The 9,638-nt window shown below is 74.4% G+C and carries 13 protein-coding genes and 1 tRNA gene; 6 read left to right on the top strand and 8 right to left on the bottom strand.

Going from position 1 to position 9,638, the window contains the following annotated elements; all coding sequences use genetic code 11:
- A partial coding sequence (locus HUW36_RS17715) for an HD domain-containing protein (RefSeq protein ID WP_174529191.1) occupies positions 1-519 on the top strand: 519 nt, incomplete at its 5' end.
- A 6-nt stretch (positions 520-525) separates the two neighbouring features.
- On the opposite strand, the gene HUW36_RS17720 is transcribed toward HUW36_RS17715, so the two are convergent.
- Complete coding sequence (locus HUW36_RS17720) at positions 526-1,521, bottom strand: ArsR/SmtB family transcription factor (protein WP_174529192.1); 996 nt, start codon at positions 1,519-1,521, stop codon at positions 526-528.
- 55 nt (positions 1,522-1,576) lie between these two features.
- Between HUW36_RS17720 and HUW36_RS17725 the strand changes: the two genes are divergently transcribed.
- Genes HUW36_RS17725 through HUW36_RS17740 form a run of 4 tightly spaced genes read left to right on the top strand, consistent with a single transcriptional unit; the run spans position 1,577 to position 3,702 of the window.
- On the top strand, positions 1,577-2,812 hold the full coding sequence (locus HUW36_RS17725; protein ID WP_174529193.1) for an MFS transporter: 1,236 nt from the start codon (positions 1,577-1,579) through the stop codon (positions 2,810-2,812).
- Between the two features lie 31 nt (positions 2,813-2,843).
- On the top strand, positions 2,844-3,323 hold the full coding sequence (locus tag HUW36_RS17730; protein ID WP_174529194.1) for a DUF2975 domain-containing protein: 480 nt from the start codon (positions 2,844-2,846) through the stop codon (positions 3,321-3,323).
- Positions 3,323-3,541, top strand: coding sequence for a helix-turn-helix domain-containing protein (locus tag HUW36_RS17735; RefSeq protein WP_174529195.1), 219 nt, complete (start codon positions 3,323-3,325; stop codon positions 3,539-3,541). Before HUW36_RS17730 ends, HUW36_RS17735 begins: the two co-directional genes overlap by 1 nt.
- On the top strand, positions 3,538-3,702 hold the full coding sequence (locus HUW36_RS17740) for a hypothetical protein (RefSeq protein WP_174529196.1): 165 nt from the start codon (positions 3,538-3,540) through the stop codon (positions 3,700-3,702). Before HUW36_RS17735 ends, HUW36_RS17740 begins: the two co-directional genes overlap by 4 nt.
- A gap of 30 nt (positions 3,703-3,732) precedes the next feature.
- On the opposite strand, the gene HUW36_RS17745 is transcribed toward HUW36_RS17740, so the two are convergent.
- The 4 genes from HUW36_RS17745 to HUW36_RS17760 form a co-directional block, all read right to left on the bottom strand.
- On the bottom strand, positions 3,733-4,932 hold the full coding sequence (locus HUW36_RS17745) for an RtcB family protein (RefSeq protein WP_174529197.1): 1,200 nt from the start codon (positions 4,930-4,932) through the stop codon (positions 3,733-3,735).
- Positions 4,933-4,962: 30 nt separating this feature from the next.
- Positions 4,963-5,035, bottom strand: a tRNA-Glu gene (locus HUW36_RS17750).
- Between the two features lie 333 nt (positions 5,036-5,368).
- Positions 5,369-5,623: a hypothetical protein gene (locus HUW36_RS17755; protein ID WP_174529198.1), complete on the bottom strand. Its 255-nt coding sequence runs from the start codon at positions 5,621-5,623 to the stop codon at positions 5,369-5,371.
- 20 nt (positions 5,624-5,643) lie between these two features.
- Positions 5,644-6,036: a hypothetical protein gene (locus tag HUW36_RS17760; protein ID WP_174529199.1), complete on the bottom strand. Its 393-nt coding sequence runs from the start codon at positions 6,034-6,036 to the stop codon at positions 5,644-5,646.
- 170 nt (positions 6,037-6,206) lie between these two features.
- Here HUW36_RS17760 and HUW36_RS17765 point away from each other — a divergent pair, with 170 nt between their 5' ends.
- On the top strand, positions 6,207-6,980 hold the full coding sequence (locus HUW36_RS17765) for an alpha/beta hydrolase (RefSeq protein WP_174529200.1): 774 nt from the start codon (positions 6,207-6,209) through the stop codon (positions 6,978-6,980).
- Positions 6,981-7,150: 170 nt separating this feature from the next.
- Here the strand turns inward: HUW36_RS17765 and HUW36_RS17770 are convergent, their stop codons facing one another.
- From HUW36_RS17770 to HUW36_RS17780, 3 genes are all read right to left on the bottom strand, one after another.
- Positions 7,151-8,191, bottom strand: a complete 1,041-nt coding sequence (locus HUW36_RS17770) for a zinc-dependent alcohol dehydrogenase family protein (RefSeq protein ID WP_174529201.1) — start codon at positions 8,189-8,191, stop codon at positions 7,151-7,153.
- A gap of 99 nt (positions 8,192-8,290) precedes the next feature.
- On the bottom strand, positions 8,291-8,797 hold the full coding sequence (locus HUW36_RS17775; RefSeq protein ID WP_174529202.1) for a DinB family protein: 507 nt from the start codon (positions 8,795-8,797) through the stop codon (positions 8,291-8,293).
- A 95-nt stretch (positions 8,798-8,892) separates the two neighbouring features.
- On the bottom strand, positions 8,893-9,638 hold a 746-nt coding region (locus HUW36_RS17780; protein ID WP_174529203.1), incomplete at its 5' end, for a M15 family metallopeptidase.

The raw sequence follows: 9,638 nt of genomic DNA on the forward strand, positions 1-9,638 counted from the left end.
GCCGAGCTGCTGGCCGCCCTGGCGGCGCCGCCGCGCCTCGGCGCGCACCTGCGGCTGGTGCACGATGTCGCGTGGCACCTCACCGCGGCGTTCGCCGACCGCTTCCCCGCGGTGCCGTTCGACCGGCAGGCGGTGCTGTTCGGCGCGGCCGTGCACGACCTCGGCAAGGTCGAGCACCCGACCGAGCTGACCGGGCCCGGGGCGGCGCACGAGGAGGCCGGCTACCAGTTGCTGCTGCGCTTCGGCGTGCCCGAGGAGCGGGCCCGCTTCGCGGTCACCCACGCCGCCTGGCACGCGCCCGGGGTGCAGCTGGAGGACCTGCTGGTCAGCCTCGCCGACAAGGTGTGGAAGGGCCGCCGGGTCACCGACCTGGAGCAGCTCGTGGTGGACCGGCTCGCCGGCATCACCGGTCAGGAACGCTGGCAGACGTTCCTGGAGCTCGACGACGTGCTCGCCGAGCTGGCCTCCGACGCGGACCGGCGGCTGGCCTTCCAGGCCGAACACCCGGTGTACGGCTGAGCCGCGTCACCCCGGTCCGGCGCCGCCGATCAGGGCCTCTCCCGATCCGGTCCGGGCGTACAGCAGGAACCGCCCCGCCCGGTGCGTGCCGACCAGGCCGGCGTCGCGCAGCGCGGTGAGATGGTGGGAGACCGTCCCCGCGCTCAACCCTCGCCGTCGGGCCAGCTCGGTGGTCGACGCCGGCACCGCCAGCTCGTGCAGCAGGGCGGCGCGGGTCCGACCGAGCACGCGGGCGAGCGCCGCGCTCGGCGGGGCGGCGCTGCGCTCCCAGAGCGTGCCGACGGCGCCGGCCGGGTACCGCAGCAGCGGTTGGGCCGGGCGCTCGGTCAGGTTGGACCAGACCCGCGCCCCGGCGAAGACCGACGGGACGAGCACCAGGCCACGCCCGCCGAGATCGACCGCACCGGCCCGGGTCAGGTGGTCGACGCGCAGCGTGCCGTCGTCCCACGACACGTGCCTGTCGATCCCGTCGAGGAGGCCGCGCAGCCCGTCGGTGGCCATCCGCCCGGCGGCCACCATGATCTCCCGCTCCAGCAGGGCCCGCATCCGTGGCCAGTACGGGGCGATCGCCACCGCGGCGTAGTCGTCGATCACCGACGCGAGGTGGGCGAGCCCGGCCGTCGGATCGTCGTGGAGGGCGGCGAGCCGGGGCGAGCGGGCCGGCGGCAGCTCGGCCAACCCGGCGCGGACCAGGTCCGGTGGGGTGGCCACGAGGGCGGCCAGTTCCGTCTCCAGCGCCGGCAGCGTGGCCGGCGGCGCCGGGCAGACGAAGCCCGGGATCACCACGGTGGGCACCGGCACCAGGTCGGCGAGCAGGCGCCAGTCGACGCCGGCCAGGCGCGGCGCGACCTGGTCACGCCAGAGCTGGTGGGCGGGGAAGGCCTCGGGCGACCGCAGCGCCCGCACGCTCGCGACGACCTCCCAGAGCGGCGAGATCGCGAAGCGCACCCCGGCAAGGTCCCGCACTCCCACCGCGACCCGCAGCACCGGCGCCTCCCGCATTCGACCAGGCTCGAAATTATCGACCGTCGCCCGGGCTGCCGGACAGGGTCCCGGCATGACCGCGACCGTTTCCGTCCCGTCCACCCGTTGGCCCCGCGCCTTCCGCTACCTCTACGCGGCCGGCCTCACCGAGAGCATCGGCTTCCAGGTGGGCTACCTCGCGGTACCGGTGCTGGCCGTGGCGGTGCTGGCCGCCACGCCCGGTCAGGTCGGCCTGCTGGCGGTGCTCGGCACCGCCGCGTTCCTGCTGATCGGACTGCCCGCGGGGGTGTGGGTCGACCGGACCCCCCGACGTACCGTGCTGGTGGCCGCCGGCCTGACCCGCGCCTTGCTCTACGCCTCGGTCCCGCTCGCCTGGTGGGCGGGCGTCCTGACGCTCGGCCAGCTGTACGCGGTGGTGCTGCTCGTCGGCGTCGCCACCGTCTTCGGCGACGTGGCGGCGCACAGCGTCCTGCCGGAGCTGGTCGGCCGGGAGCGCCTGGTCGCGGCGAACTCGCTGTTGATGACCACCGACGCCACGGTCCAGATCGGCGGCCGAGGGCTCGGCGGCCTGCTGGTGCAGGCGCTCGGCGCGCCCGTCGCGCTGGCCCTGAACGCGCTCACCCATCTGCTCGCCGCGCTGGCCCTGGGCCGGATCGGTCCCGGGACGGCCGCGGTGGGGAGGCGGCCGGCCGGTGGCTTCGGCCGGGAGCTGGGCGAGGGGGTGCGGCACGTGCTGGGCGGGGGCGTCCTGCGTCCGCTCGCCGTCTCCCTGGCCGGCGTCAACCTCACGGTGAACCTGATGACCACCATGCTGCCTGTGGTCTTCCTGCGTGAGCTGCGGCTGGAGGCCGGCGCGCTCGGCCTGTTCCTCGGCGTCGGGGGCGTCGGGGCGCTGCTGGGCGCGCTGACCGCCCGCCCGCTCGCGGCCCGGATCGGCGCCGGCCGCGCACTGTGGCTCCCCGGCCTGCTGGTCGCGCCGGCCGGCGCGCTGGTGGCGCTGATCGACCACGGGCCCTGGCTGTGGTCGGCCGGGTTCGGCTGGCTGGCCCTGGCGTGGCGGACCGGCGTCGGCAACGTGATCGGGGTGAGTCTGCGGCAGCGGGTGACCCCGGACCGGCTGCTCGGCCGGATGAACGCCACGTTCCGGTTCCTGCTGACCGGCGCGGTCGCGGCCGGTGCCGGGCTCGCCGGCCTGCTCGGCCAGTACGCCGGGCCCCGCGTCCCGCTCTGGGTCGGTGCGGCCGGCGCCGCGCTGACCTGGCTGCCGCTCTACCTCTCCCGCGGGCGCCTGCCGCGCGCCACCGATTGACTTTCGATAGCTTGTGAGCGATAGTCGATGCATGTTGACAGCGCAACGCGCGGTGCTGCCTCTTCGCGCCTTCCTCGTCCTCCTGTTCGGGATCCTGGTCCTGTTCCAGACCATGTCGCTGCCCGGGCAGTTCGCGCACCTGGCGCGGGAGGACCCGGACATGGCCTACCTGAGGTGGCCGGCCACCGCGGTGACGGTGTTCTGGGTGCTCTGCGTGCAGGTGGTGATCGTCTGCACCTGGCAGTTGCTCACCCTGGTCAAGAACGACCGGATCTTCACCCCGGCGTCCCTGGCCTGGGTCGACGGGATCGTCTGGGCGATCACCGCCGCCTGGGTGGTGCTGGTGGGCGTCTTCCTCTACGTCGGCTTCCACGCCGACGACCCGGGGCTGCCGCTGCTGCTGTTCCTGCTGACCACCGGCGTCAGCGTGCTGGGGCTGCTGATGGTCGTGATGCGCGCGCTGCTGCGGCAGGCCACGACGCTGCGCACCGACATGGAAGCGGTGATCTGATGCCCATCGTCGTGCGCATCGACGTCGAACTGGCCAGACGCAAGATGAGCGTCGGCGAGTTCGCCGAGCGGGTCGGACTCACCCCGGCCAACGTCGCCGTGCTGAAGAACGGGCGCGCCAAGGCGGTCCGCTTCAGCACGCTGGAGGCCATGTGCCGGGTGCTCGACTGCCAGCCCGGCGACCTGCTCGAATACGTCGCCGACGAGGACGAGTCGTGAGACACCTGCTCGCCGCCGTCGCCGTCCTCGCCGTCGTGCTCGGCGTCACCGGCATCGTGTACGGGGAGGCCGACGACTCCCCCGGCCTGCAACTGCTGTCCGCGTTGCTCGTCATCGGCGCGGTCGCCATCGCCGTACGCCTCCGTCGGCGCGCCCGGTAGGGCCGGCGCCCCCTCGACGCCGGCCCTGCCTCAGCCCTTCACGCAGACGACCTGCTTGAGGTGGGCGACCACCTCGACCAGGTCCTCCTGCTGGGCCATCACCTCGGTGATGTCCTTGTACGCGCCGGGGATCTCGTCGACCACTCCGGCGTCCTTGCGGCACTCCACCCCGGCCGTCTGCGCGGCCAGGTCCTCCGTGCTGTACGTCCGCTTCGCCTGCGCCCGCGACATCCGCCGGCCCGCGCCGTGCGACGCCGAGCAATACGCGTCCGGGTTCCCCCTGCCACGCACGACGTACGACCCGGTGCCCATCGAGCCGGGGATGACGCCCAGGTCCCCCCGGCCGGCCCGGATCGCCCCCTTCCGCGTCACCAGCACGTCCACCCCGTCGTAGCTCTCCTCCGCCACGTAGTTGTGGTGGCAGGAGATCGGCTCGTCGTAGCCGACGTGCGGGAACGCCTCCCGGACCACCTGGCAGAGCAGGGCGAGCATGACCGCCCGGTTGCGGCGGGCGTACTCCTGGGCCCACCACAGGTCCCGGCGGTAGGCGTCCATCTCCGGCGTGCCGGCGAGGAACACCGCGAGGTCCCGGTCGGGCAGGCCGGTGTTGTGCGGCAGCCCGCGCGCCACCGCCATGTGCCGCTCGGCCAGCTCCTTGCCGATGTTGCGGGACCCGGAGTGCAGCATCAGCCAGACCCGGCCGTCGTCCGGGCCGCCCTGCTCCAGGCAGACCTCGATGAAGTGGTTGCCGCCGCCGAGCGTGCCCAGCTGACGCTGCGCCCGGGTCTCGAGCTGGGCCACCTTCCGGTCGAGCGTGCCGAACCGGCGCCAGAAGTCGTCCCAGCCCGCCTGCTCCAGCCCGCGGATCCGGCGCGGGTCCACCGCGTCCTCGCGCATCGCGAAGCCGACCGGGATCGCCGCCTCGATCGCCGACCGCAGCGACGCGAGGTCGTCGGGCAGGTCGACAGCGGTGAGCGAGGTACGCACCGCGGACATGCCGCAGCCGATGTCGACGCCGACCGCGGCCGGCGACACCGCCTGCCGCATCGCGATCACCGAGCCGACCGTCGCGCCCTTGCCGAAGTGCACGTCCGGCATCACCGCGACGCCGTGCACCCACGGCAGCGCGCCGATGTTGCGCAGCTGCCGGGCCGCCTGCGCCTCGATCGTGTACGGGTCGGTCCAGACCCGGACCGGCGCCCGGGTGCCGGCCAGCGGGGTGAAGCCCATCGTCGTCTCCTTGCTCGCGTCCGTCTGACGTAGGCCGTGCGGGACTCGAACCCGTAACCTCCCGGCTGAGAACCGGGTGAGCTGCCAGTTGCTCCAACGGCCCCGGAACGGCCGACGCCGTCTCGAGGATGCCCCGGACACGGAAGAACCGCCCGGCTCCGGTCTGGGGCGGGCGGTTCGCGCGGATCGTCGCGCCGGCGCTAGACGCGCCACCACCCCGGTTGCCACTGCCGACGGCCACAGCCGGTGCCCGGTTCGGACAGCAGGGCACCGCCGCGCGGCGCGGGCCGCTCGGCTCGGGTGCGGTTCTGCTGCGACACGGTGGACTCCCCCGGTGGATCAGGTCGACGTTGCCCGCCCACGGTACGGGCGCGGCGCGCGGGGCGGCAACACGATATCCGCGACGGCCAGCCGGAGCAGCTTGTGGCGGCTGCCGTCACGCGCGGCGAACGACCATGCCCGGCTCCACGTCGGACGGCGCGACGTCGGGCAGCACGAGAGCCACGACGCCGGCAGGCGCGTGCACCTCGACGAAGGCACGGGTGGTGGCCGCGACGGCGCCGTCACGCAGGACGTCGACCAGGTCGCCGGAGCGCAGCCCGACCGGATCGGCGGCCCCGGCCACGACCACCGGACGGCCGGGGAGGCGGAAGACCCGGCGGACCACCATCCGGAAGCACGGTTCCGGCACCGGCCGAGGGCGGTCTCGCCTCAGCCGGCGTGCGCCACCGGGTGGCGCTTCATCTCCTCCATGAAGGGGTAGCGGGCGGTCAGCTCGGCGAGCGTGGTGCCGGCCCGCCAGGCGGCGGCCACCTGCGCGACCTGGAGCAGGTCGGTGGCGTCGCCGCGAGCCTGGACCTCGCCGTCCACCCGCAGGTCGATCATGAAGTAGCGGGCCTGGGCGCCGAGGCTGACGCAGACGACGCCCCGGTCGGAGGTCGCCTCGGCGCAGGTGAACCGGCTGCGCCCCTGCTCGGGGGCGGTGACCCGACCGACGTCGAGCTGGTGTGCGGTCGCGGTCTGCGCGAGCGCGGGAGCCAGACCGCCGGGCTCGACCAGGTCCGGGTAGAGGCGCACACCCAGTGCCGCCGAGACGTCGCTCATGACTGACTCCCACTTCCTCGTGACAGAGACCAGCAGCGCGTGCAGGTTACGGTCATGTTTCCGGCACGCATGGCCATCCTGTCCCGACCGACCGCCCAGGGCAATAGGAACGGTCGATCCGACCTCCGTCGGGACCTTCCGGTCCCCCGCCGGGGGTACGCTGCCGGCTCATGGCCCGGATCAGGTGTGACTTCTTCTCCTCGGCCCTCGGCATGGGCACCTCGATGACCGTCCTGCTGCCCGACCCCGGCGCGGCCGGGATCGGCATGCCGGGCGCCGCCGTCGACGGCGACCCGCCGGTGCTCTACCTGCTGCACGGCCTGACCGACGACGACACGGTCTGGACCCGGCGCACCTCGGTCGAGCGCTACGTCGCCCCGCTCGGCCTGGCCGTGGTGATGCCGCAGGTGCAGCGGAGCTTCTACTGCGACGAGGCGCACGGCAACCGGTACTGGACGTTCCTCAGCGAGGAGCTGCCCGAGGTGTGCCGGTCGTTCTTCCGCCTCTCCGACCGGCGGGAGGACACGTTCGTGGCGGGCCTGTCGATGGGCGGCTACGGCGCGGTGAAGTGGGCACTGCGGCACCCGGACCGGTTCGCCGCGGCGGCCAGCCTCTCCGGCGCGCTCGACGTGGTGCACCGGCGGGACCACCCGGTCCGGCCGGTCGACCCGGCGGTGTGGCACACGGTGTGGGGCGACCGGCCGGCGCCGGCGCACGACGACACGGTGGGACTGCTGGAACGTGCCGGCGCCGACCTGCCGGCGCTCTACGTCGCCTGCGGCACCGAGGACTTCCTGCACGGGGACAACGTCCGGTTCGTCGACGCCGCCCGGCGGCGCGGGCTGCCGCTCACCGTCGACTTCGGTCCGGGCGACCACGAGTGGGGTTACTGGGACGCCCGGATCCAGGACGTGCTGGCCTGGCTGCCGCTGCGCCGGCCCTGAGCCGCGTGCCCGTGCCCCCGGCGGCCGGCCGGGGACACGGACGCGGCAATCTCACCGGCCGGCGCGGCGCGGGCGGCCCGGTCGCACCGGGTACGCGACCACCGCCGCCACCGCCATGGCGGCCAGTCCGAGCAGGTTCCACCTGGTTCGCGCGGTCATCGGAGCCTCCCTCAGCGTCGGGTCAGGACGACCTTGAGCGCGCCGGTCTCGGCCGGGCGGGCGAACACGTCGTACGCCTCGACGATCTGGTCGAGCGCGTACCTGTGGGTCACCATGTGCGCGGTGTCGAGCTGGCCGGCGACAAGCATGTCCAGCAGCTTCGGCGTGGTGCGGGTGTCGACCAGGCCGGTGGTGATGGTGACGTCGCGGATCCACAGCCGTTCCAGGTGCAGCGTGGCCGGTGCGCCGTGCACGCCGATGTTGGCCACCCGGCCGCCGGCGCGCACCAGCGTGGTGCACAGCTCGAAGCTGGCCGGCACGCCGACCGCCTCGATGGCCACGTCCGCGCCGAGCCCGTCGGTGACCGAGCGGACCGCGTCGAGCGGGTCGTCGTCGACGAGCACGGTCACGTCGGCGCCGAACCGCTTGGCCGCGTCGAGCCGGCTCTGCGCCTTGTCCACGGCGACGACGTGGGTGGGCGAGAAGAGCCGGGCGGTCTGGATCGCGGCCAGGCCGATCGGGCCGGCGCCGACCACCACCACGGTGTCGCCGGGGCGGACCCCGCCGTTGAGCACGCCGACCTCGTAGGAGGTGGGCAGGATGTCGGCCAGCAGCACGGCGGCCTCGTCGGAGACCGTCTCCGGCAGCCGGTAGGTGGACAGGTCGGCGAACGGGACGCGGGCGTACTCGGCCTGCACGCCGTCGACGGTGTGCCCGAGGATCCATCCGCCGCCGCCGAGGCACTGCCCGTAGACGCCCTCGCGGCAGTAGCGGCACACGCCGCACGCGGAGATGCAGGAGGCGAGGACCCGGTCGCCCTCGGTGAGGTTGGCGACGCCGTCGCCGACCGCCACGACCGTGCCGACCGCCTCGTGGCCGAGCACCCGGCCCGGCCGGACCTCGGGCACGTCACCGCCGAGGATGTGCAGGTCGGTCCCGCAGATGGTGACCGCGTCGACCCGGACGATCGCGTCGCGGGGCCCGGCGACGGTGGGGTCCGGGATCTCGGACCAGGACTTCTCGCCCGGCCCGCCGTACACGAGTGCCTTCATGGCTCCTCCTCACGCCGTTGTCACCTCCCACGCTTCTCGGGGCGGGACGACGGTGGCAGGGCCGGAGGGCCCGGCGGGCGGGACCGAGGTCCCGGCCGGTCAGGCGCCGACGCTGCCGTCGACGGCCTCGCGGATCAGGTCGGCGTGCCCGTTGTGCCGCGCGTACTCGTGCATCATGTGCAGCATCACCAGGCGCAGTGAGACGTCCTCGCCCCAGCGGGCCTGGTGGCCGGTCACGTCCAGCGACCCGGCCTCCCGCTCGATGCGGCGGGCGTGCTCGACCTCGCGTCGCCACACCTCGAACGCCTCCGCGCCGTCGGCGTCCCGGACGTCGTACGCCGCCTGGAAGTCGCCGGTCGCGGACCAGATCAGCGGCACGTCCTCGGCGGCGATGACGCGGCGGAACCAGGTGCGCTCCACCTCGGCCATGTGGCGCAGCAGCCCGAGCAGGGAGAGGGTAGACGGTGGCGACGCCGCCCGGCGCAGCTGCTCGTCGGTCAGCCCCTCGCACTTGAGGGCCAGGGTGGCGCGGTGGAAGTCGAGGAACGCGCGCAGCGTCTCCCGCTCCCCGGCCCGCAGCGGCGGGCCGATCCGTTCGGTCGGCACGGTGGGTCCTCTCCGGGCGGGCCGGCGGCCCGCCGATGGTGGACGGTGGTGATCACCGGCAGCCTAGCCGCTGTGGATCATGACGTGCCGTCGATTCACCGCAGCGACGAGCGGGCCACCGGGAAGTCGAACCAGGTGTCCGGGTACGGCTCGTCGACGTAGCGGTAGTGCCACCACTCGCGCGGGTAGTTCTCGAAGCCCTGCGCGCCCATCAGCTCCCGGAGCAGCTCCCGGTTGGCCCGGGCGGCGCCGGTGACGCGGGCGTCGGCGGTGTGCGCGCGCGGGTCGAAGCAGTCGAACCCGGTGCCCATGTCGACCGAGTCGTCGGCGAAGCGGCGGCCGGCGGGCGCGGTGCAGGGCACCAGGGGCTCGCCGGGGGCGTGCCGGGCCGGCGCGGGACCGGACACCGGGACCAGGGTCAGGTCGAGCGTGCTGGCCCGGCTGTGCGCGGTGGGCGCGCCGATGTACCCGTCGGCGAAGAGCCGGTCCTTGGGCACGTCCGGATAGAACTCCGCCTTCATCTCCTGCTCGTCGGGGCGCTTGGCCCAGGCCACGAACTCGTCCACCGCCCGCTGCGGCCGGTAGCAGTCGTAGACCTTCAGGCTGTGCCCGCTGGCCAGCGCGGCCGTCTGCACCCGGTGCAGCGCCTCGGCCGCCCGGCGGGTGAGCAGGCAGAGCGGTTCGGGGTAGCCGTCGATCGGCCGGCCGACGAAGTTGTGCGGACCCGCGTACCGGATGTCGGTGCGGACCGTCGCGTCGACCGCGGCCAGGTCGACCACGTCGGCCGGGGCACGCGGGCCGGTCGGGGTGGGCGACGGCGGGGCCGGCGGCGGGGCCGGCC

Origin of the sequence: Micromonospora maritima (assembly GCF_902825405.1) — a bacterium.
GTDB classification, from domain to species: Bacteria; Actinomycetota; Actinomycetes; order Mycobacteriales; family Micromonosporaceae; genus Micromonospora; species Micromonospora maritima.

What these genes read in the sequence shown, in the direction of transcription:
- HUW36_RS17720 (WP_174529192.1), bottom strand. Translation starts at nt 1,521, where the DNA reads ATGCGGGAGGCGCCGGTGCTGCGGGTCGCGGTGGGAGTGCGGGACCTT.
- HUW36_RS17725 (WP_174529193.1), top strand. Translation starts at nt 1,577, where the DNA reads ATGACCGCGACCGTTTCCGTCCCGTCCACCCGTTGGCCCCGCGCCTTC.
- HUW36_RS17730 (WP_174529194.1), top strand. Translation starts at nt 2,844, where the DNA reads ATGTTGACAGCGCAACGCGCGGTGCTGCCTCTTCGCGCCTTCCTCGTC.
- HUW36_RS17735 (WP_174529195.1), top strand. Translation starts at nt 3,323, where the DNA reads ATGCCCATCGTCGTGCGCATCGACGTCGAACTGGCCAGACGCAAGATG.
- HUW36_RS17745 (WP_174529197.1), bottom strand. Translation starts at nt 4,932, where the DNA reads ATGGGCTTCACCCCGCTGGCCGGCACCCGGGCGCCGGTCCGGGTCTGG.
- HUW36_RS17760 (WP_174529199.1), bottom strand. Translation starts at nt 6,036, where the DNA reads ATGAGCGACGTCTCGGCGGCACTGGGTGTGCGCCTCTACCCGGACCTG.
- HUW36_RS17765 (WP_174529200.1), top strand. Translation starts at nt 6,207, where the DNA reads ATGGCCCGGATCAGGTGTGACTTCTTCTCCTCGGCCCTCGGCATGGGC.
- HUW36_RS17770 (WP_174529201.1), bottom strand. Translation starts at nt 8,191, where the DNA reads ATGAAGGCACTCGTGTACGGCGGGCCGGGCGAGAAGTCCTGGTCCGAG.